Annotated in this window: 19 protein-coding genes; 9 read left to right on the forward strand and 10 right to left on the reverse strand. The window is 39.1% G+C overall.

The features are described from left to right. Positions 1 to 28 precede the first annotated feature (28 nt). Positions 29 to 334, reverse strand: coding sequence for a hypothetical protein (locus IRT38_RS16670; RefSeq protein WP_004916729.1), 306 nt, complete (start codon positions 332 to 334; stop codon positions 29 to 31). Positions 335 to 495: 161 nt separating this feature from the next. Between IRT38_RS16670 and IRT38_RS16675 the strand changes: the two genes are divergently transcribed. Next, entirely contained in the window at positions 496 to 1,110 is a 615-nt protein-coding gene (locus IRT38_RS16675; protein ID WP_194598284.1) for a DoxX family protein, read from the forward strand. Between the two features lie 12 nt (positions 1,111 to 1,122). On the opposite strand, the gene IRT38_RS16680 is transcribed toward IRT38_RS16675, so the two are convergent. Then, positions 1,123 to 1,719: a LysE/ArgO family amino acid transporter gene (locus IRT38_RS16680; RefSeq protein WP_004916736.1), complete on the reverse strand. Its 597-nt coding sequence runs from the start codon at positions 1,717 to 1,719 to the stop codon at positions 1,123 to 1,125. Between the two features lie 4 nt (positions 1,720 to 1,723). Next, positions 1,724 to 1,981, reverse strand: coding sequence for a sulfurtransferase TusA (tusA, locus tag IRT38_RS16685; RefSeq protein WP_004916739.1), 258 nt, complete (start codon positions 1,979 to 1,981; stop codon positions 1,724 to 1,726). Between the two features lie 175 nt (positions 1,982 to 2,156). On the opposite strand from tusA, the gene IRT38_RS16690 reads away from it, so the two are divergent. Then, entirely contained in the window at positions 2,157 to 2,996 is an 840-nt protein-coding gene (locus IRT38_RS16690; protein WP_004916742.1) for an HlyC/CorC family transporter, read from the forward strand. Then, positions 2,993 to 4,552: an apolipoprotein N-acyltransferase gene (lnt, locus tag IRT38_RS16695; protein ID WP_194598285.1), complete on the forward strand. Its 1,560-nt coding sequence runs from the start codon at positions 2,993 to 2,995 to the stop codon at positions 4,550 to 4,552. Before IRT38_RS16690 ends, lnt begins: the two co-directional genes overlap by 4 nt. A gap of 55 nt (positions 4,553 to 4,607) precedes the next feature. Here lnt and IRT38_RS16700 read toward each other — a convergent pair whose 3' ends face one another. The 3 genes from IRT38_RS16700 to gspF form a co-directional block, all read right to left on the reverse strand. After that, positions 4,608 to 4,952, reverse strand: a complete 345-nt coding sequence (locus IRT38_RS16700; protein ID WP_005403600.1) for a hypothetical protein — start codon at positions 4,950 to 4,952, stop codon at positions 4,608 to 4,610. 263 nt (positions 4,953 to 5,215) lie between these two features. Next, positions 5,216 to 5,653 carry a type II secretion system major pseudopilin GspG gene (gspG, locus tag IRT38_RS16705; protein WP_194598286.1) on the reverse strand — a complete coding sequence of 146 codons (438 nt, stop codon included), beginning with the start codon at positions 5,651 to 5,653 and terminating at the stop codon, positions 5,216 to 5,218. A 23-nt stretch (positions 5,654 to 5,676) separates the two neighbouring features. Further along, on the reverse strand, positions 5,677 to 6,882 hold the full coding sequence (gene gspF / locus IRT38_RS16710; RefSeq protein ID WP_004957567.1) for a type II secretion system inner membrane protein GspF: 1,206 nt from the start codon (positions 6,880 to 6,882) through the stop codon (positions 5,677 to 5,679). A gap of 200 nt (positions 6,883 to 7,082) precedes the next feature. Here gspF and IRT38_RS16715 point away from each other — a divergent pair, with 200 nt between their 5' ends. From IRT38_RS16715 to IRT38_RS16735, 5 genes are all read left to right on the forward strand, one after another. After that, positions 7,083 to 9,308, forward strand: a complete 2,226-nt coding sequence (locus IRT38_RS16715) for a primosomal protein N' (RefSeq protein ID WP_194598287.1) — start codon at positions 7,083 to 7,085, stop codon at positions 9,306 to 9,308. Between the two features lie 34 nt (positions 9,309 to 9,342). Beyond that, the gene (locus tag IRT38_RS16720) at positions 9,343 to 11,163 is read left to right on the forward strand and encodes a cation:proton antiporter (RefSeq protein ID WP_194598288.1); all 1,821 of its coding nucleotides are present in this window, start codon (positions 9,343 to 9,345) and stop codon (positions 11,161 to 11,163) included. A gap of 119 nt (positions 11,164 to 11,282) precedes the next feature. Continuing rightward, positions 11,283 to 12,158, forward strand: a complete 876-nt coding sequence (gene hslO, locus IRT38_RS16725; RefSeq protein ID WP_004957557.1) for an Hsp33 family molecular chaperone HslO — start codon at positions 11,283 to 11,285, stop codon at positions 12,156 to 12,158. Positions 12,159 to 12,490: 332 nt separating this feature from the next. Continuing rightward, on the forward strand, positions 12,491 to 13,435 hold the full coding sequence (locus tag IRT38_RS16730; protein ID WP_194598289.1) for a DnaJ C-terminal domain-containing protein: 945 nt from the start codon (positions 12,491 to 12,493) through the stop codon (positions 13,433 to 13,435). An 11-nt stretch (positions 13,436 to 13,446) separates the two neighbouring features. Continuing rightward, positions 13,447 to 13,773 carry a chaperone modulator CbpM gene (locus tag IRT38_RS16735; RefSeq protein WP_039047671.1) on the forward strand — a complete coding sequence of 109 codons (327 nt, stop codon included), beginning with the start codon at positions 13,447 to 13,449 and terminating at the stop codon, positions 13,771 to 13,773. Between the two features lie 23 nt (positions 13,774 to 13,796). Here the strand turns inward: IRT38_RS16735 and IRT38_RS16740 are convergent, their stop codons facing one another. The 3 genes from IRT38_RS16740 to rpsO form a co-directional block, all read right to left on the reverse strand. After that, positions 13,797 to 15,017, reverse strand: a complete 1,221-nt coding sequence (locus IRT38_RS16740) for a magnesium transporter CorA family protein (RefSeq protein WP_004957550.1) — start codon at positions 15,015 to 15,017, stop codon at positions 13,797 to 13,799. A gap of 82 nt (positions 15,018 to 15,099) precedes the next feature. After that, positions 15,100 to 17,187 carry a polyribonucleotide nucleotidyltransferase gene (gene pnp / locus IRT38_RS16745; RefSeq protein ID WP_194598301.1) on the reverse strand — a complete coding sequence of 696 codons (2,088 nt, stop codon included), beginning with the start codon at positions 17,185 to 17,187 and terminating at the stop codon, positions 15,100 to 15,102. 255 nt (positions 17,188 to 17,442) lie between these two features. Next, positions 17,443 to 17,712 (reverse strand): 30S ribosomal protein S15, encoded by a 270-nt coding sequence (gene rpsO, locus IRT38_RS16750; protein ID WP_004656162.1) that lies wholly within the window; start codon positions 17,710 to 17,712, stop codon positions 17,443 to 17,445. 236 nt (positions 17,713 to 17,948) lie between these two features. On the opposite strand from rpsO, the gene IRT38_RS16755 reads away from it, so the two are divergent. Then, complete coding sequence (locus IRT38_RS16755) at positions 17,949 to 19,247, forward strand: serine hydrolase domain-containing protein (protein WP_194598290.1); 1,299 nt, start codon at positions 17,949 to 17,951, stop codon at positions 19,245 to 19,247. 675 nt (positions 19,248 to 19,922) lie between these two features. On the opposite strand, the gene recD is transcribed toward IRT38_RS16755, so the two are convergent. Continuing rightward, positions 19,923 to 21,668: an exodeoxyribonuclease V subunit alpha gene (gene recD / locus IRT38_RS16760; protein WP_194598291.1), complete on the reverse strand. Its 1,746-nt coding sequence runs from the start codon at positions 21,666 to 21,668 to the stop codon at positions 19,923 to 19,925. Between the last annotated feature and the right edge of the window lie 91 nt (positions 21,669 to 21,759).

The raw sequence follows: 21,759 nt of genomic DNA on the forward strand, positions 1-21,759 counted from the left end.
ATGCTGTCATCTACCGTCTGCTTAAGGCTTAATGAGCGCCACACTTCCCATCAGCCACTTTTTTGTCTGCTCCACATTTTGCATCTGCCATCTTTTTGTCTGCACCGCATTTAGCATCCGCAGCTTTTTTATCTGCGCCGCATTTTGCATCAGTAGTTTTGTGTTGTTTTTTCGCTTTATCTGAACCACATTTCGCTTCACCACATTTTGCATCTGCAGTTTTAGTCACATGTGTTTCAGTCGTCGTCGATGCTGCCGAAACTTGGGTTGCTGCACCAACCATAGATAATGCAACTAAAGCGGCAACCGAAGTCATTGAGTTTAATTTATTCATTGTGAAGTTCCTTTTAAGTAAATATTGCTTTTGTACTAGGTACATAAAATTAGACGTGCGAACAATCAAATTATTACAGTCAAATTTAGATTTTTTTTGTGTAAGAAATCAAAAATTCAAACGACTAATAACTAATAAAACTTATTCGTTGTGAATTTCTCATGAAAAATCTAATTTATTCTTTACATAAACGCTATCAGAATTTGGGTTCCAACTTAAATTATTTTGATGGAATCGCTTCTTTAGCGCTTCGCCTATATTTAATTCCTATTTTTTGGATGGCTGGACACAATAAACTACAACATTTCAATGATACAGTTGAATGGTTTGGCAATAGTGAATGGGGCTTGGGCTTACCCTTCCCATTGGTTATGGCTAGCCTTGCAATTTCGGCTGAGTTAGGTGGTGCTGCCTTACTTGCCTTAGGTCTTGCAACGCGACTGATTTGTATTCCATTGATTATCACTATGCTGGTCGCTATCTTTACTGTACACATTCAAAATGGATGGCAAGCCATTGCTGATCCACATGCTCCTTTTGCAAATATGCAAGTGATTGAATCGGCTGAAAAACTAGAGAAAGCGAGAGAGATTCTGAGCACTTATGGAAATTATGATTGGCTTACATCAAGTGGCTCATTTGTCATATTGAATAATGGCGTTGAGTTTGCAGTGACCTATTTGGTTATGTTGGGTGCACTACTGGTTCTTGGCGGTGGAAGATATGTAAGTTGTGATTACTGGATCAGTCGAAAAGTAATTAAATCAAAAAGATAGGTGCATAAACACCTATCTTAATAGTGAAAGTGCGATCAACCACATGATACAGCCAATCAATAGATCTAAGACTTTCCAAGCTTTAGGATTTGCAAATACAGGACGCAATAATCTCGCCCCAAATCCTAAACTAAAAAAGAATAAAAATGACGCTGATACTGCCCCACTAGCAAAAGAGATCTTATCTGCATATTGAGCAGATATAGAACCTAATAATACAACCGTGTCTAAGTAGACATGCGGATTTAACCAAGAGAAACTGAGACATAAAACTATCGTTTGCCAGAAAGTCGTTGTTTCTTGTTCAGAGGCAATTAAACCTGACTGCGAATTATAAGCATTGTAAAAGCTGCGGGCGCCGTAAATAAATAAAAAAAGTGCGCCGAAATACTTCATAGCTTGAATCAACCATGCTTGTTGACTCAATATTGAAGCAAATCCAAACACACCTAAACAAATTAAAAATGCGTCGGATAAAGCACAGATCAGACATACCCAAAATACATGCTGTTTGAGCAATCCTTGCTTTAAAACAAAAGCATTTTGTGCACCAATTGCGAGAATAAGTGAAAGTCCCAGCGCAAAACCTGAGAAATAGGTCGAAAGCAAACGATTAACCTTTTTGCACTAAATAATGATATTCAGTATTGCTATTTTCGTCTAAAGACTCTTCTTTCAACAGTAATTCATGCCCTAAATGCATGCAGAATTTAGGTATATCCCAAGAAGTTGAAGGGTCTGTTGCAAAAACTTCTACCACATCCCCAGATTTTGCTTTACGAATCGCTTGATGCAGCATCATCACTGGTTCAGGACAACGTAAACCACGGGTATTAAGTTGTACTGTTGGGAGTTTGGTTTGTTCAGACATCATATAACTCAAATATGCTAATTTTCACATTTTATCATAAAGTCATACTGTAGAAATCACCTGCACTTTTTTGAAAAACTGTACATTTCTTGCATCGTTTTATTGATGCATATCCGCTTTTTCTTCGGTATGATGAAAATCATCTAATTGATATAGAGAGTCTTTAGGAAAGATCATGGTCGATGAATCCAGTCCGTCGTGGGGTATGCGTGGCTTAAGAAAATGGTTAGGTACTGCACCTGAAACTCGCGATGAATTACTTAAGTTAGTTCAAGATTCACGTCGCTTCTTAGAACCCGACACAGTCGCAATGCTTGAAGGTGTTCTAGATCTGCCAGCAACGAAGATTCGAGAGGTTATGACACCTCGTACTGCAATTATTAGCTTACAAGAAGATGATCAACTGCTTGACATCTTGCATGTTTTAATTGAATCAGCACACTCTCGCTTTCCCGTTTTTTCTGCTGATCAAACTGACAATGTTGTGGGCATTCTTCTTGCAAAAGACTTATTGCCATTTCTCACTGAACGCAATGTCAAAGTCGACATTCGCTCATTGATGCGCCAACCGGTATTTGTTCCTGAAAGTGCGCGATCAGATCAAGTGCTTCGCATGCTAAAAAACACACAAACGCATATCGCCATCGTGATTGATGAATATGGTTCAACTTCAGGTTTAGTTACTCTGGAAGATATTCTTGAAGAGATCGTTGGTGAAATTGAAGATGAACATGACATTGCTGATGAAGAAGCTTTGTACATTGTTCCTGACAATGATCCAACCACAGCAAATACTTGGATTGTTCAAGCACTTACACCAATTGAACATTTCAACACAATTTTAGATGCAGATTTTTCTGACGATGAAGTTGAAACTATGGGCGGTTTACTGCTGCAAGAAATCGGTTTAGTGAGCGATCTACAAGGTCAGACGATTGAACTTGGTGATTGGGAATTTACCATTATTGAAGCAGATGCACGCACTATTCATCTGATTCGAGCTGTCCGTCAATGAGAAGCTACTTTGAAAAGCTGTTCAACCCATCCCAAACCCACAAACAGCTTCCGTTTATCTTTCCACTCCTGATTGCACTTATTTCAGGTACAATCTTTAGTTTTGCGCTCGCACCGTATTACTTTTGGTGGTTAGCAATCTTATCTCCTGCTTTACTCTATGCCGTATTACGCCAGCGTAATCCTAGACAGGCATTTGTATTGGGCTGGGCATACGGATTCGGATTGTGGTTCGTAGGTGCATTTTGGTTATATACCTCCATTCACGTCTATGGTGATACTAACTCCTTTTTAAGCGTTTTGATGATTGCCTTTATGGCAGCTGCAATGGGCTTATTTACCGCTTTTCAGACTTGGCTTTACCGTCGATTTTTCCCTGAAACTCCACTGACATTTGCACCACTTTGGGTTTTATTTGAATGGGCAAAAACATGGGTCTTCACAGGATTTCCATGGCTTTTTGCAGGCTATGCATTCACAGAACGATTATTAGATGGTTATGCGCCTTTATTTGGGGTCTATGCTGTATCGTTTGTCGTGATCGTGCTCGCATGTGCTCTTGTCGAAATCCTTAATCGTCGTTGGTTTTGGGCCATTCCATCTGGTTTACTGATCTTAGGTGCATGGGGTGCGGGTTTCATTCAATTTGTACAACCCAAAACAGAAAAACCACTCAGTGTTTCATTAATCCAAGGCAATATTCCTCAAGACCTGAAATGGTTGACTGAATATCAAATTAAAACCTTGGAAATCTATGCCAACCTGAGTCGTGCTGAATGGGGACGTGATTTAATTGTTTGGCCTGAATCTTCGATTCCTCTGTTTCAAACAGACATTCCTGACTTTTTAAAAGCAATGGATGCACAGGCTAAAAAATCTGATACTGCTTGGGTTACGGGTATTCCTTATTGGGACATCCCTAAATCACAACAAGTAGGTGAGCCTTTGTACTATAACAGTATCATGGCTTCTGGTAGTGAATCGTCTGGCTTATATAAAAAGCAACGCCTCGTACCCTTTGGTGAATACATTCCGTTGTCTGGAATGTTGAAATGGGTACTTCCTGCAATGCAGAACGATGTAAGTATGAGTGGTTTTTCTCGCGGAGAATCAGATCAAAAACCATTATCTGTGAAAGGACATGCGCTTGCAGCTGCAATTTGTTATGAAGTGGCTTATCCAAATCTCACTCGCCGTAATGCACTCAATAGCGATTTTTTAATCACAGTTTCAAATGATGCTTGGTTTACAGGAACGGCTGGACCTTGGCAACATTTACAAATGGTGCAAATGCGTGCCAAAGAAAATGGTCGTTGGTTTATTCGAGCAACCAATACAGGCGTCACGGCCTTTATTGATCAGAATGGTCATATTGTGAAACAGGCTCCTATGGATCACGAAGCAGTATTACGTGGTGATTTACCAGCGATGCAAGGTCAAACACTTTATAATCGTTTAAGTGATTTCCCGATTCTTATTTTCTCTGTTCTACTTTTAATTATCGGTTGGATATATCGTCCTAGAAAAGTCGATATTTCATTTAAATCACGTCGATAATTTCTAAAGAGCGTTTTGAATCCAAAGCGCTCTTTTTTTATTCATAATATTCAAATTAAAATAAGATTGAAAACTGTACCGTGAGATACGCGACTAAACCAGATAAGAAAAACATCGGCAAAGCTCGATAAGCTTTAAAAATGAATTGTTCATATTTTGGAATTAGATTACTAATATTCCAAATACTGGTTTTCAAAGCACTCAAGAAACAAACGATAAACCACGTACTCAATAAACTTATTGCAAAAAAGCCAATGACGATCTGACTACTTCCTTCAGCCGTTTGCCATAAGTTTAATGCCCCTTCACAGACAGGTAATAAACTTAAAATGAGCAATACAGATTTAAGCATTGCCCAATGAAACTGATTCAGTTCATCTAACAAAAAAAATGCTTTCATCTGATTTCTCCATCACCCATTTAAATGATCTGAATTTATTATGCAAAGCTTTAATCTAAATAAAAAGTTTAATTTAATGAATCACTTCTGTTTCTTGTAACTATTAAATATGGGAATAATTCTTATTATAAATCTCAAATTAGTTTGATTATATTATTATCATGTTTTTCATAAATTTATGATTATTTTATGAATTAAGAAACATTATCACTTCACTCTTGATTTATTTATTCTAAAAGTGAAGTGATCGTTTTAATTAGAATTTATGGTTGATAATAAATATCTGCATCATTACCCTCACCACCCTCTTTTCCATCTGCACCAAACGAATACAAATCAAAAGAGCGACCTTCACGACCTGGAATGACATATTGTAAGTCATTTTCCCAGCTGTCTTTAGGATAACCACCTTTGACATAGCCACTAGGCAACCAATTTTTTGCGGTTGCAGGTTGATTCACTAATGCATCTAAACCACCATCTTGCATCGATGGGTAACGCCCATTATCTAATTTATATTGATCTAAAGCGCCAGCAACACCTTTTAAAGTAATTTGCGTGGTATCAACTTTAGCTTTTTCGCCGCGTCCCATCACGTTCGGAACGATCAATGCAGCTAGAACACCTAAAATGACAATCACAACCATCACTTCAATTAACGTGAAGCCAGATTGCTTCATATACATTTTTTGCTTATTCATTTTCATCTCTTTCATGCAATTCATCAAATCATATTGTTCATATTAATAATTGGCAACATTACCGCAATCACGATCACCAATACAATCGCTGCCATAAAAACCAACATCAGAGGTTCTAGCAGTGCCAATAAGGTGGAGATAAAGGTCGTGACTTCTCGATCTTGCATCGTAGATGCACGATCCAACATGCGGTCTAACTCACCTGAAGCCTCACCACTACGAATCATTTGTACCATCATTGGTGGAAAATAACCGCAACGTTCTAACTGTGTTGCCAAATTACCACCTTCTGTTACACGCTCCATTGCGACTTCAATCGAATCACGAATCACCCAATTGTTACTCACCTCTGCACCAATGCGCAAAGCCTCAACCAAAGGAACACCTGAACGTGTCAAAATTGATAAAGTGCTGGCAAACCGTGCAGCATTTATACCACGTGAAAGTTTACCAAATAGTGGCAATTTGAGTGTTAATCGGTCAAATGCATAATGCCCTGCAGTTGTTCTTAAAAACCTCGTAAACAGAATGAGAGCAATAAAACCAATGATCAACATGCCTATCCATGTTTGACGAATAAACGCACTAATTTTCATCAATAACACGGTGATCCAAGGCAATGCCTCTTTACTTTGTTCAAAGGTTTTTACGATTTCAGGAACAACATATGTCATTAATCCCATCACGATCCCAAATGACATCAACATCAGGATAATCGGATAGATCATTGCACCTTGAATTTTCTTCTGCATCGCAAAACGATTTTCAGTGTAATCAGAAAGCTGATCTAAGATCAGATCCAGATGTCCAGACCTTTCGCCAGCAGCAACTGTCGCAATATACAATTCTGGAAACCGTCCTGATTGTTGCATTGCCTGTGCCAGTGAATGTCCTTCCAAAACCTTTGATCGAACCGAAATTAAAAGATTTTGAACGTGTGACTTTTCACTCTGCTTACTCACAGCTCGCAGTGCTTCTTCCAAAGGAATGCCTGCTGCGACTAAAACAGATAACTGTCGTGTCATCAGTGCCAAATCGTAAGCACTAAAGCTTTTTCTAAACCATGATCGCTGTTGTTGCTTGTCTTTTTGCTCAACCGCATCAACAGCAATCGGTGTCCACGCTTTGTCACGCAACTGTTGACGAATTTGTCGAGCGGAATCGCCTTCCAGCACACCTTTGTGTTGCTTTCCAGCAGCATCGATTGCAGTAAATTGATAAGCAGGCATGGTTCTGTTCTAATTGTCCAAAAATAGTTGTCGTTACTGTTGCATCCATGTAAGGAATAAGGAACGATAGTTCCATTCTATATTCATCAAGATCGTAAAATTACTGTTTTGATTTGAATATTTGATACGCCTTGTGCACAGCACTTTAGCATAATTCCATGATATGACGTCATGCCATTTTACACGTGAATAAAGCCAATATGCCTACCGAAAATTCTAACGCTATTCTTTACCGTATTCGAGTTGCATTACCCGTCTATGTGTATGACACGTTTGACTATACGGTCAGTGCAGAGCAATACTTGCAAGCTCAAATAGGCGCACGTGTTTCTGTTTCATTTGGTCGCCAAAATCTGATCGGTATCATTACTGAGAAAGTTGATCCAAATGAGCCGTTTACAGGGCAATTCAAACTTAAACCGATTACAGCACTTCTTGATGAAGATGCTATCTTAGACCAACAAGTTTTAACTTTGTTGACATGGTCTGCGCAGTATTATCAATTCCCGATTGGTGAAGTGATGCAAAGTGCACTTCCTGCACTCTTAAGACAGGGTCGTGCTTTAGATATCTTATTTCACCACTGGAATATTCTCACGCATGACGATCCAGAATCTTTATTAAAACGTTCTCAAAAGCAATACGATGCCTATCAGATTCTAAAACTTCATCCACATGGTGCTACCGAAAATATTTTAAATCTTAGTGGTGTAGAAACTGCAACATTAAAAGCATTGGAAAAAAAGGGACTGATTGAATGTCAGCTTGAAGCTCATGACTTTACACCGATGCCTATACAACTTGCACAAATGCCTTTAACGCCGAACGAAGATCAAAAGCGAGCAATTCAACAAATACTCAAAGCCCAACAACGTTACCAAGCCTTTTTACTAGATGGACTTACAGGCAGTGGTAAAACCGAAGTCTATTTGCAAGTAATGCATGAGGTCCTAAAGCAAGGTAAACAAGTTTTGGTGTTGGTGCCTGAAATTGGTTTGACACCTCAAACGGTCGCACGCTTCAAATCTCGTTTTCATTGCGATGTTGCTTTACTGCACTCGGGACTTAATGATTCAAAACGTTTGCAAGCTTGGCAACATGCACAAACTGGTAAAGCATCTATCATCATTGGAACGCGTTCTGCGATTTACACCCCTTTGCCGCATCTAGGTTTGATCATCTTAGATGAAGAACACGATCTCTCTTATAAACAACAAGAGGGTTTCCGTTATCACACTCGTGATGTTGCCCTTTATCGTGGTCATTTACACAATTGCCCTGTGATTTTGGGTTCAGCTACACCAAGTATTGATAGTTATCATTTAGTGGAGTCTGGTAAATTGCATTTACTTGAACTCAATCAACGTGCTGGAACTGCGGTCTTACCGAAAATGCATGTGATTGATCTAAAAGTAGCAAAGAAGAAAAATGGCATTAGTCAAAACCTAATTGATCAAATTAAATTAACTTTAGAGCGCAAAGAACAGGTTCTTATCTTCCTAAACCGTCGAGGTTACGCTCCTGTTTTGCTATGTGAAAGTTGTGGGTGGCAAGCAAATTGCCCACATTGTGATGCACATTTTACTGTACATTCACAGCCTTATTCTTATTTACACTGTCATCATTGCGGTACGATCAATCGCCTGCCAGATGAATGCCCTGCTTGTAAACATCAAACGTTAAAAAGCATTGGTGCTGGAACTGCAAAAGTTGAAGAACAGTTACACGAGTTATTCCCCCATCATGAAGTGATTCGGGTAGATCGTGACAGTACAAGTCGTGTGGGTAGTTGGCAAAAAATCTATGATCGAATTCAACAGAATAAACCAAGCATTTTGTTAGGCACTCAAATGCTGGCGAAGGGACATCATTTCCCACACGTCACATTAGTCGCTATTCTGGATATCGACTCAGGATTATTAAGCGTAGACCCTAGAGCACCTGAGCGCACAGCACAATTGATCATACAAGTTGCAGGACGTGCAGGACGTGGTGAACATAAAGGCAGCGTGTATTTACAAAGTTTAAGACCTGATCATCCAATGCTCACAACCTTGATTGAACAAGACTATCGTGCCGTTGCAAAACAGATGCTGAGTGAACGTAAAGTTGCGATGTTACCGCCTTATCGTTACGCTGTTTTAGTCCGTGTAGAGTCGAAAGATCGTGATTATAGTCAACAGTTTTTGATGGAAGCAGCACAAAGCTTAAGAGCTATTGCAGCAGATATTATTGAAATTTGGGGACCTATTCCTGCCCCAATGGAACGCAAAGCAGGGCGTTATCGAGCGCATATGGTGATTTTATCTGCCGACCGAGCAAAACTGCATTTTTATTTACGTCAATGGTGGCAACAAGTGGTACATTTACCTCGCCAACATCAACTCAGATTATCAATTGATGTTGATCCACAAGAGTTTAGTTGAATTCACGATAAGAATTTTAGATTCGAGGCATTAAATGTCTTTATTGATTACTGTCCTTTTTTTCCTCGTAGCAGCATTAATTTTTGCACCTATCGCAAAGCGTTATACATTCTCAACGATTTTAAGCTTTACGATTGCAGGACTTTTGTTAGGTCCTAGTGTTTTCAAACTGATTGATGATGTTGATGAAATTCAACTTTTAACCGACTTAGGCATGTTGGCTGTTTTGTTTTTCCTAGGTTTTTATTTAAAACCTAAACAACTGTGGCAACAACGTCATCGTGTCTTAAAGCTCTATGCTATGCCTTTGGCTTTGATTAGCATTGTCCTCTGTGTCGTATGCTTTCTCTTGTTGGATCAGTTGTTACTAGGCTGTCTTTTGGGGCTATCCCTGAGCTTTTCATCTGTCTTTTTAGTACAACAATTTATAGAGCAAAAAAATCAGGTTCATAGTCAATTAGGACAAAATAGTTTAACCGCAGTTCAACTACAAAGTTGTTTTGCTGTGATCCTTATTATCCTTTTTCCATTACTCGAAGATACCGCAACTACACGTCATGGTATCGCCTATTTTGCTGCAATCATTGCAACAATCTCGGGGTTATTTTTAGCAAGCCGCTATCTAGTGCGTCCAGCTTTTCATTATTTAGCGCGCCATAAAAGTCTTGAACTTCTTCCCATCCTCAGCACGCTGGTTGTACTCAGTATTTTTTTGATACTACAGATTTTAAATATTCATATCTTAATCGCTGCTTTTTTAGCAGGTCTAGTGCTCGCTGAAACTGATTTTCGTACTGAGATCGGAAACTTTATTCAACCTTTTAAACATGCGTTCATCGGACTGCTGTTTTTTGCTTTAGGATTAAACCTAACACTCAATCCCTTATTCCAAACTCCTGTTTTTATTGTCGCTGCGATCATTGGGCTTGTGGTGATTAAAGCAGGCATTATTGGAGTGACAAGCTATTTTCAACAACGCCAACTAAAACTCAGTAACCTGTCCGCTATATTGCTGGCACAAAGTGGAGAGCTGACCTTTATCTTGCTCAAAATTACTGAAAGTGAAAAAGTCATCAGTACACAAATATTACAGCCAACTCTAGTCGTGGTATTTGGGTCAATGCTTTTGACTCCACCTTTATTTTGGCTGCTGAATTCTAAAGTTTTACCTTTGATCTTTAAAAAGCCAGTTCAGCCCGACTCAGACGAAGTTGCGCAACATTCGATTCTAATTCTAGGTTTCGGGCGATTTGGGCAAATCATCGCTAGAGTATTACATGCGCAAGGTCAACACTTTAGCGTCATTGATAGCAATCAACCTGCTGCTCATTTTATAGAACAATATGGACATCGCTTTATTGATGCTGACGTGACTCAAATCGAGAATCTTCGTATCGCTGGTATAGAACACTGTAAGCTGGCAATTTTAGTGATTGATGATGTTGAGGATAGTATGAATCTCGCTCGTCACCTTCGTTTGAATTATCCAGAATTAATTTTATTTGCACGTGCTCGTGATCGACATCATGCCCACCTACTGCATCAATTAGGCGTGCAACAAATTTATCGTGAAACCTATCTCTCATCTTTAGGTATGGCAGAAGATGTGCTGATCGAAACAGGTCTATCAATTGATGAGACAAAAACTCGAATTGAAGAGTTTAAACAGCACGATCAGGTGCTTTTGAGATCGCATTACAGTACATATGATGAAGACGATCAAATAGAGCGTTACCCGAATGCACTTGCAGAACTTGAATATTTATTTGAAAACACATCTATTTCTGCAAAACATCGTTTGATGAATGAGCAAAATACACAAAGTGAAGCAAATTCTCAGCAGGAAATATCTTGAGTTTTCGTAAACTGACACCATTATTGACTGCATAACCATTCACCTTCTTATAAAGCCATAAGCGCTTTTCAAGGCAAAGCATTGCTTTGTTTTCCCCTAACGGGGTATTGGAGAAAAATATGTCTGATTTACGCCAACGCTTTTATATCGAAGACTGTCCTGTTCGTGGTGAAGTGGTTCATCTAGAAGAAACATTACAAACGATTTTGGCTCAAAGAGAATACATGCCTGCGGTTAAAAGCCTTTTAGGTGAGATGCTCAGCGCAACGGCATTACTTGCAAGCACGCTTAAAATTCGTGGGCGCATCAGCCTACAAATTCAGGCGAGCGGGACATTCAAATGGGCAATGGCGGAGTGTAATCATTTAGGTGAAGTACGTGCATTAGCTGATTACGAAGAAGATCCAAGATTTAATGAAGGTAGTGACAGTCGAACTGTTTTGGCAGCCCTCACCAACCCTGTTCTTTTTATCAATATCGAACCTGAACATGGTGAACGTTACCAAGGGATTGTACCTCTTGATCAACCGACTTTAGCAGGTTGTCTAATGCAATATTATGATTTGTCAGCGCAAATCCCAACACATATTGTACTAGCAACCAATGGAGAGCGTTCTGGTGGTCTTTTAATCCAGCTCTTACCTCGAAACGATGAGGAAGAACAAAAGCTTGTTGATGAAGATATATGGCCACGTTTGAGAATGTTAACTGAAACACTCAAATCAGAAGAACTAACAGATCTTCCAGCCAATGAGATTTTGTATCGACTATACAATGAGGAAGAGGTTCGCTTACCAGAAGTTGAACAGCTCAAATTCGGCTGTACCTGTTCAAAAGAACGTTGTGCCAATGCATTGATTCAAATTGGTGTTCATGCAGTTCATGAAACACTTGAAGCACAAAACCCAATCCAAATGGATTGCCAATTCTGTAATACACGTTATGAGTTTACAGCAGAAGAAGCTTTGGGTTTGTTCGGTGAACATTTGAGTTAATTCAGATGCAATCTTTCTGAATTAATTTCAACAAAATGTCCAATCAAATGATTGGGCATTTTTTTGCGGATTACTTTCAAGCCACTTAGTTTGAATAGAGTTTACCCGCGATTTTAAAGATTACTTTATTGCTAATATTTCCAACGCAGATATGGTTTGATTAGTGTATTTTTCGAGAAATATTTTAATAAGAAAATATTCCAAGCCACTAATAATAAAAATAAAAAATTATCCGAATTGAATTAAAACAAGTCTTATACAATCGAATGCATTGCATTAAATTGGATTCGTTTCATAATGAAAGAAACAGATAACTATCCTAATTTAATATCATGACAAAAAATTATTATGAAGAGCTAGGTGTTTCTAGAGATGCCTCAGCAGATGAAATTAAAAAAGCCTATAGAAAACTGGCAAAAAAATATCATCCTGACATCAGTAAAGAAGCCGATGCTGAAACTAAAATGCAAGCCATCAATGTCGCATACGACACCTTGAGTCATGCAGACAAAAAAGCTGAATATGACCAAATGCTCGATCAACCTCAAGGTTTTTCAGGTTTTGGGCAAAACAATCAAAGTGGTTTTGATGGTGCACAATATTATCGACAAAGTTCAGGGGCTGGTGCTGATTTTAGTGGTTTTGAAGACATCTTCGGTCGTTTTGGTGCTGGTTTCGGGGGTGGTCAACATCGATCACAACGTCAACAACATAGTTACCGTGGTGAAGACCAACATGCACGTATTGAAATCGATTTGGAAATTGGATATCAGGGCTCAACGCAGCAAATTACATTACAAATACCGACCTACAATGTCTATGGCGAACCCGAAATTCAACGTAAAACACTTGAGGTGAAAATTCCGAAGGGAATGAAAGAAGGACAACAAATCCGTCTCAGTGGGCAAGGACAATCAGGAATCAATGGAGGAGCAAATGGCGATCTATATATCGAAATCCAATACAAAGATACTAACCGCATTCATGTCGATGGTGTAGATGTTTACCAAACTATTGACGTTACACCATGGGAAGCTGCTTTAGGTCAAAGTATTGAGGTCAATACACCTGCAGGACAGCTAAAAGTAAATTTGCCTAAACAGGCGAAAAATGGGCAACAGCTCCGTTTAAAAGAAAAAGGGATTCCAAACAAACATCCAGGGCACCTTTATCTAATTGTGAATATTGTTTTACCAACGGCACAAACTGAACAAGAACAAAAGGCATATCAACAATTCTCAGAAGCCTTCTCATCGTTCAATCCACGTGCTTCATAAGGAGTAAGATCATGACAACAATTCAATACAAAGAAATTCAATATGACGGTCACTGCCAAGTTGAAATCATTGATGAACAATTGGCTCTTGATCTTGAGCACTTCGCTGAAGCTTGTGGTCAAAGTACCGATTGGGTTTTAAAACTGATTGATTATGATATTTTACAAATCAAAGTCGATCCACTAAGCTATAAATTCATCGGCGAAGATGTGGCTCGTGCTCGTCGTGCCTATCGCCTGCAACGAGATTTCGATGCTAGCCTCTCAGCTGTGGCAGTAATGTTGGATTTAATTGATGAAGTTCAACAATTAAGAAGACAACTCAAACATTTCCACTGAGTAAAATACACAGACCAAATTTATTATTTTAATTTGGTCATTTTCTCAACTTCCTTCAGTGTTTGTTTGATTGGCTCATAATCTAAGAACCAAAGCAGATTAATATTTCGCTGCTTGTTTTGTTGTGCGAGCAAATCAATCACACTACGCTCACCACGACCAACCAAATGTTGCTGATAAAAGTAATAAAGTAGCAAGACTGTACTCAGCAACATCACACCTAACATAATCCAAAAACCTACGGGTGATTTGAGACCAGGAATAAACTCAAAGTTCATTCCATAGATTCCCGTAAGTAAAGTTAATGGTGCAAAAACTGCCGTGATAATTGCCAGTATTCGCATATTCTCGTTAGTTTGGTTCGCAATCGCAGAAAAATGTAGATCAATTGCAGATTGAACGGCATTACGAAGCCTCAAAGTATGTTTTTGCACGCGTTCGACATGACTCATCAAATCATTTAAACGAACTAACAAAATATCTTGAGTTTTGTGCTTATGTTCTCCAACCACATGATGATAATTATCTACAAGCTCATCTCGAAATTCCTGTAAGGTTTCGATTTGCTCTTCACATAGATTTTCAATCTGCTGAAATGCCATATCTTCATGAAACAACTGATGCCATTGTTTAAATCGACGATTCCCTTGCAATAACTGTTGCTGCCAATATTCAACACGTCGTGTTAATGGGGTTCTTAGATTTAGATAACCATCAATCATACTGTTTAATAAACGAAGTGATAAATCGGCAGGTGCACTTGGCAATTTACGCGGTTTGTTTTGTTCAGCTATGGGTTTTTCCATAATCATCTGAATACGTTGGATATAACTCTCTACCGCTTTATTGCCCTGCTCTCTAAGACTAATCAAAATATGAGGCGTTAAAATAAAACTGATAGGTGTTGTTGCCAAACCAAAAACGCTTTCATGAGATTCAGATGCTTCATTTTCATAAATTTGGTCATCTGGCGTGATTAACTTACGAAAAACTAGAAGATCATATTCTTCAACAGTATCAAAAGCACACGGATGTTCGATATTTAATAAATCTCGCATATGAAATTCATTGAGCACCACACCAGTATGCTCATAAATGTTCTTTTGCCACATCTCGTTATGATTCACTAAATCTTGTCTTAAACTATCGACCCATAAAAACTCTAGATGATGTTCTGCTTGTTCTTCTGCACTAATAAAAATCGTATTTTCACTGTTATGTCGATAAAAATAATAAAGCTGCATAACTCTAATGTTCAGATAAAATTTTAAAAGATGATGCCATAAAAAAGTCCGCATTTAGCGGACTTTTTGTATATTGAGAAGCTTACGCTTGTTCAATATCTTTCATTGTTAACTTGATACGACCACGGTTATCAACATCCGCAACCTGTACTTTCACATCTTGACCTTCTTTCAATACGTCAGTCACGTTTGCAATACGCTCATTTGAGATTTGCGAAATGTGAAGTAAACCATCAGTACCTGGCATGATGTTTACAAACGCACCAAACTCAACGATACGGATTACTTTACCGTCATAGATCTTACCTGGTTCAACTTCAGCAGTAAGTGCTTGGATTTTTGCAATCGCAGCACGAGCAGCAGCTTTAGTTTCACCAAATACACGAACTGTACCATTGTCTTCGATATCAATCGCAGCTTTAGTCTCTTCTGTAATGGCACGAATCGTTGCACCACCTTTACCAATGACATCACGAATCTTGTCTGGGTTAATGCTGATCACTTCAAAAGTAGGAGCATGCATTGAAATTTCAGGACGAGCACGTGAAATCACTTTGTTCATTTCATTAAGGATGTGCATACGACCAGCAAATGCTTGGTTTAACGCAACTTCCATAATTTCTTCAGTGATCCCTTCAATCTTAATGTCCATTTGAAGCGCAGTAATACCGTTTGCTGAACCTGCTACTTTAAAGTCCATATCACCAAGATGATCTTCATCACCTAAGATGTCAGAAAGAACTGCGAAACGCTCACCTTCTTTCACTAAGCCCATTGCAATACCAGCAACTGGCGCTTTAAGTGGAACACCTGCATCCATAAGTGATAATGAAGCACCACATACTGAAGCCATAGAAGATGAACCGTTTGATTCAGTAATATCAGATACGATACGAATCACGTACGGGAAACGATCAGCAGCAGGAAGAACAGCTTGAACACCACGACGTGCTAAACGACCATGACCGATTTCACGACGTTTAGGGCCTGATTCACGACCAGTCTCACCTACAGAGTATGCAGGGAAGTTGTAGTGCAACATGAAGTTGTCAGTCTTAGTACCAGCAAGGGTATCAACCATCAATGCATCACGAGTATTACCCAAAGTTGTTGTTACCAACGCCTGAGTTTCACCACGTGTAAATAATGCAGAACCGTGAGCACGATCTAATACACCGACTTGAACATCGATCGCACGAACAGTTTTAGTATCACGACCATCAATACGTGGCTTACCTGACAAGATGTTGTCACGTACTGTACGATATTTAAGATCTTCAAATAATTCATTTACTTCATCAGCGATACCAGTTTCGTCATTTTCTGGAACGAACTGCGCAACAGCTTCAGCATAAAGTGCATCTAGTGCTGTATAACGATCTTGTTTAACTGCAATCGTATAAGCTTCAGAAATTTTTGCTTCGAAAGCTTCTTTCAATTTTGCAAGAAGCTCTTCATTTTTAACTGGAGCAACCCAAGTTGATTCAACTGCGCCAGCGGCAGCAGCAAATTCTTTAATGGCTTGAATTGCAATTTGCATTTCGTCATGACCGAAAAGTACAGCACCCAACATTTGGTCTTCTGAAAGTTCTTTCGCTTCAGACTCAACCATTAATACTGCTGATTCTGTACCCGCAACAACTAAATCAAGATCAGATTGTGCAAGTTGTTCAAAGTTCGGGTTTAAAACGTATTCGCCATTAATCAAACCAACACGAGCACCACCGATTGGACCACGGAAAGGTGTACCAGCGATTGATAATGCAGCTGATGTACCTAGCATAGCGGCAATATCAGCATCCATTGTCTTATCAGAAGAAACAACCGTTGCTGTTACTTGGATTTCGTTAAAATAACCTTCTGGGAATAACGGACGAATTGGACGGTCGATTAGACGTGAAATCAAAGTTTCAGCTTCAGATGCACGGCCTTCACGTTTACCGTAACCACCTGGAATACGACCCGCTGCATATTGTTTTTCTTGATAGTTAACAGTCAACGGGAAAAAATCTTGACCTGCTTTTGCTTTAGGTTGCGCAACAACCGCAACTAAAACAGTTACACCACCCATAGTGACTAAAACTGTATTTGCTTGACGTGCAACGCGACCCGTTTCTAAAACAACTTGGTGTTGACCAAATTGGAATTCTTTACGAACTATATTAAACATAGACATGTATTGTATTTTCCTAATTTTATTCTAGTGAGACCCCTAAGGTTTGGCATTCAGACCACAACTGCTGTGTAGATAAATGACAAAGCTTAGAAGCCATCGCACTAGATCAAATATTTAAAAAAGTTAAACGCAAAGAAGGAGCGAACAAGCGCCCCTTCTTAAAATCACCTAAAATAAATTAGATGAAACTCTCTTTTCAGCGATAAAGCATAACAACATGCGAAATAGCGAAAACAAAGTAAAATCGAATTAACGACGTAAACCTAATGCGCCGATCAAAGCAACATAACGACCGTGATCTTTACCGTTTAAGTAGTCAAGTAATTTACGACGTTGGTTAACCATACGAATCAAACCACGACGGCTGTGGTGGTCATGTTTGTGCTCTTTAAAGTGACCTTGCAAATCATTGATTTGAGCAGTCAACAAAGCAACTTGTACTTCTGGTGAACCAGTGTCATTTTCAGCACGAGCAAATTTAGCGATGATCTCTGCGCGATCAGTATTAGTTAAAGCCATTCGATTTCTCCGAGATGCTTAAAAGTTAAATGATAATGATCAGTTGCGAGCAACCGACTGCCGTGCATCACTACAGCAAGGCGCTATTTTAAGTGATCTATCGTTATATTGCAAAAATGTTTTATGTTTACTGGCAATTCGGCAGCTGACAGCGTTGAACAAAAACGGCACACTAGGATGAATCTGTTTTCAATTTATAACAGAAGTGAAAGAAAACGAAAAAATGCGAGGGAATCGTGAAAATTTTATCTACCAATACCTGTTATGTTCCAAAAGACCTGAATCAAGTGATTCGCTCCAAAGATGAGGTCGCAGCTGAATTGGGTGGGATGACGGAACGTCAAATCCAAAAAATTTGGAATAGTGTTGAACAACTTTATAAAACAGGCAATTACCCGCTTGTAACCCTGTGCTTACGCCGTAATGGACAGATTCTACTCAACAGAAGCATTGGCTATGCACGTGGAAATGCGCCAGAAGGTTTAGCTACTGATGCGCAAATCGGAACACCAGATACTCCAATTTGTTTATTTTCAGCATCGAAAATGGTCACAGCGATGCTCATCCATATGTTAGATGAGCGTGGTGATCTAAATTTACTAGATCCAATCAGCTACTATATCCCTGAATATGGTGTCAACGGAAAGCGTCGTGCTACCATTTTTCATTTACTTTCTCACCGTGGTGGAATCCCTCGTATTGATCAAGAAGTTACTCCAGAACTTCTGTTCAACCAAGATGAAGTTTTAAAGTTACTTTGTGCTGCTAAACCCGTTTCACCATCAGGTACTCACCTCGCCTATCATGCAGTTACCGCAGGTTATATCTTGGGTGAAATCGTTAAACGTGTAACAGGACAAAATGTTCGTGACTTTTTGGCTGAACAAATCGAAAAACCAATGGGGCTTAACTATTTTAACTACGGTCTCAAACCAGAATATCGTGCCGATGCGGCATTAAACTATGCCACAGGAATCCATCCAAGTTTAGGGACGGATCACTATCTACATCACGTATTAGGTGGTGGACTACAACTTGCAGTTGATGTGACTAATGACACCCGTTTTATGGATACCATCTGTCCAGCGGGAAATATTTACACCAGTGCTGAACAAGCAGGACGTTTCTTTGAAATGTTGTTGAGTGGTGGTGAATATCAAGGCAAACAAATTATGTCGCCACAAACGGTATTCCGTTCAACCCTGCCAACTTCTGGAGTTAGCTTAGATCGTACCTTATTAGCCCCTATGCGCTATGCGTTAGGACCTATGCTTGGAAGCAATCCAATTGGCTTATTTGGTCCAATGACTGGACAAGCATTTGGGCATATCGGGTTCTCGAATATTTTATGTTGGGCAGACCCAGAGCGCGACATTAGTGTTTCTCTACTCACAACGGGCAAATCAGTCGTCGGAACTCATTTACCTGCATTAGCAAAGACCCTCTATCAAATCTCAACCAACTGTCCAAAAATTCCAAAGAATCAGCGACGCTCATTGTTTGCAACTGATCGTACTGAAAATGATAACGTTTAATCTGAAGCGTTCACGCATAAAAAAGCCCAAGTTAGACTTGGGCTTCTGCGCGTAATTATAGTTATCACTATTCTTCTAATTTTCTTTTCTTGTTTTGCTACATTCAACCCTCTGAACGTATGAGCACATCATTTTATTGGTGTAGTGTGCAGTTATTAGAGCTTGTTCCTCTTTATGCTTACTATTCTCTCAGAATCAATTGTGGAGAAAAATAGCATTTTTCTTATCTCTATGTAAGCAAAAACGTACAGGTCTGTATAACATTTAACTTAATAATACAAATTTGTTGTCCTACAATCACTTTTTTAGATTAAATAATAATCTAAATTTTAAAATGACTCAGAGTGAATATTAACGTGTTGCAAGTTAAACAAACTAAATTGCAATTTGATGAAATCAGATAAAGAAAAATCAAGAAAATAAAAAAGCCCTGTAGTCTCTCCCAAAACTACAAGGCTTAGCGGCTGTAAGTTTCCTCTTTTATCACTTACTTCACTGTAAGTTCGCTGTCATAACGACTTTATTATTATCTTTGTGCGATTTACCTAGCATTCCTTGCTAGGCTGTTTGTGGTTATATAATCTCAAAAACACGTATTTAGCTCTAGCGACAATATCTCGAATCTGTGTAAGCTTTTGCTTACAAAAACCCTCATTTTAAAGAATAATTTCACAATCAGTCTAAATTAATCTTTTGAACTAAACCACTGCGACGAACTGTTCGAATCGTAAGGGCTGCTCCTAATGATTTCTGTGTCGCTAAAATACTCACGACTTTTTTCGCTCTTGTAATTGCTGTATAGATCAATTCCTGACTCAACAATTTTTCTGCATGTGCATCTAAGACAATTGCAGTATGAGAGAATTCAGAACCTTGAGATTTGTGAATGGTCAATGCAAATGCTGTTTGCATATTACGCGGTAGTCGATGTGCTGCAATCCACTTATTTAAACTCGGAAAGTACACTTCAAATTGTTGTGCTTGGCTTCGATGTTTAAAACAAATCCCAATATCACCATTTGAAATCCCTAACTGATAGTCGTTATAGGTCATCATCACAGGGCGTCCAACATACCATTCTGCAACTGCAATTTGTTTAAGCTGCTGATTCACCCAACGTTCAGCATAGCGATTGAGTTGTTCAATCCCCAAAGCACCATGTTTCACTGCCGCTAAAATTCGATAATCATCAAAGACCTGAATAACCTGTTGAATATATGATTCTGGTTGGTCGGCTTCTATATAGTTTTTTAATACGTCGACATAATCTTGAAAGCCATACATTAGTTTTTGTTGATACTGCTCAGCATCTATATCCTGTTGCTCAGGTAAATATTCCAACTGAATGAAATCAGGCATTTCTTTACTGAGTTCAATCTGCTGAAGTGAAGCAGGCTTTACGATTTCACTTTCAAGTTTAGATAAGACTAAATGAGAGTCAGCAGAAGCCGATTGTACTTGAATAAAACGAGCCAACTGACCAATTTTGGCTTCATCAGAAAAACGGCGACTATTTTTTAGCTCTACTCGATTATCTGCCAAGCCTTTCACCTGCTGTAAATCTGCTAAAACTGCTCCCACATCGACGGATGCTAATTGATTGGCATCTCCCAATAAAATAATTCGACATGACTCAGGAACCGCTTCAAATAATGCGGTCGCAAGACTCAAATCTAACATCGACGCCTCGTCCACTACGATGACATCATAAGGTAATGGTTGTTTGAGATTGAAGCGTGGAACTTGTCGATTCCCCATTCCTAACAATCGATGCAATGTTTGGGTACTTTGGTGTCGTAGGCTATCCGTTACTAGCCCAGACTCAAGCAGCTTGGGATCCTTAAATGAGTTTTGCAATGCTTCTTGCATACGTTGCGCTGCCTTACCAGTAGGTGCAGCCATGGCAATCCGAATATCAGGGATTGTTTGATTTAATGCAGCAATAATGCGTGCCAAAGTATAAGTTTTACCTGTACCTGGTCCTCCTGTAATGATGCTGAGCCATTGTTGCAGCACCATACTTAAAGCTTTCTGCTGAAATTCATCACTCAATAAATGTTGATAAACAGAAATATCAACCTCTGGTACCATTTGTCGCTTTAATCGACAAATCTGATGAGCGAGGCGTTGTTCTAATTGCCAATATCGGTATAATGCCAAGCCCTGCTGATCATAGACGCATGGAGCAACCTGAGTCATTGCGATTTCACTGGAAACCGCTAGATCACCTAATGCTTCAAGCTGTATTGCTTCAAAATCAATACAACTGTCGCCTTGTAAACTGGCTTCCATCAATTGCTCTAATATTTTCGCAGCATTCGATGGTTGAGCAGATTGAGAGAACGGTGCTTGAGAAAGATAGTGACTCCACACATTCAACCACTGGTTTTGTTCTGGTTGCTGACCGATTCTTTTGTCCACAGAGTTATCCTCAAACTTACCCACACGCTTGTCCACAAGGTTATAGACAGACTTATTCACAAGATAAGCTTTTGTTTAATTTAAAATTACA

The organism is Acinetobacter sp. SK-43 (assembly GCF_015351505.1).
GTDB classification, from domain to species: domain Bacteria; phylum Pseudomonadota; class Gammaproteobacteria; order Pseudomonadales; family Moraxellaceae; genus Acinetobacter; species Acinetobacter junii.

Coding starts and splice junctions, on each gene's coding strand:
- IRT38_RS16670 (WP_004916729.1), bottom strand. CDS start 334: ATGAATAAATTAAACTCAATGACTTCGGTTGCCGCTTTAGTTGCATTA.
- IRT38_RS16675 (WP_194598284.1), top strand. CDS start 496: ATGAAAAATCTAATTTATTCTTTACATAAACGCTATCAGAATTTGGGT.
- tusA (WP_004916739.1), bottom strand. CDS start 1,981: ATGTCTGAACAAACCAAACTCCCAACAGTACAACTTAATACCCGTGGT.
- IRT38_RS16690 (WP_004916742.1), top strand. CDS start 2,157: ATGGTCGATGAATCCAGTCCGTCGTGGGGTATGCGTGGCTTAAGAAAA.
- lnt (WP_194598285.1), top strand. CDS start 2,993: ATGAGAAGCTACTTTGAAAAGCTGTTCAACCCATCCCAAACCCACAAA.
- IRT38_RS16700 (WP_005403600.1), bottom strand. CDS start 4,952: ATGAAAGCATTTTTTTTGTTAGATGAACTGAATCAGTTTCATTGGGCA.
- gspG (WP_194598286.1), bottom strand. CDS start 5,653: ATGAATAAGCAAAAAATGTATATGAAGCAATCTGGCTTCACGTTAATT.
- gspF (WP_004957567.1), bottom strand. CDS start 6,882: ATGCCTGCTTATCAATTTACTGCAATCGATGCTGCTGGAAAGCAACAC.
- IRT38_RS16715 (WP_194598287.1), top strand. CDS start 7,083: ATGCCTACCGAAAATTCTAACGCTATTCTTTACCGTATTCGAGTTGCA.
- IRT38_RS16720 (WP_194598288.1), top strand. CDS start 9,343: ATGTCTTTATTGATTACTGTCCTTTTTTTCCTCGTAGCAGCATTAATT.
- hslO (WP_004957557.1), top strand. CDS start 11,283: ATGTCTGATTTACGCCAACGCTTTTATATCGAAGACTGTCCTGTTCGT.
- IRT38_RS16730 (WP_194598289.1), top strand. CDS start 12,491: ATGACAAAAAATTATTATGAAGAGCTAGGTGTTTCTAGAGATGCCTCA.
- IRT38_RS16735 (WP_039047671.1), top strand. CDS start 13,447: ATGACAACAATTCAATACAAAGAAATTCAATATGACGGTCACTGCCAA.
- IRT38_RS16740 (WP_004957550.1), bottom strand. CDS start 15,017: ATGCAGCTTTATTATTTTTATCGACATAACAGTGAAAATACGATTTTT.
- pnp (WP_194598301.1), bottom strand. CDS start 17,187: ATGTTTAATATAGTTCGTAAAGAATTCCAATTTGGTCAACACCAAGTT.
- rpsO (WP_004656162.1), bottom strand. CDS start 17,712: ATGGCTTTAACTAATACTGATCGCGCAGAGATCATCGCTAAATTTGCT.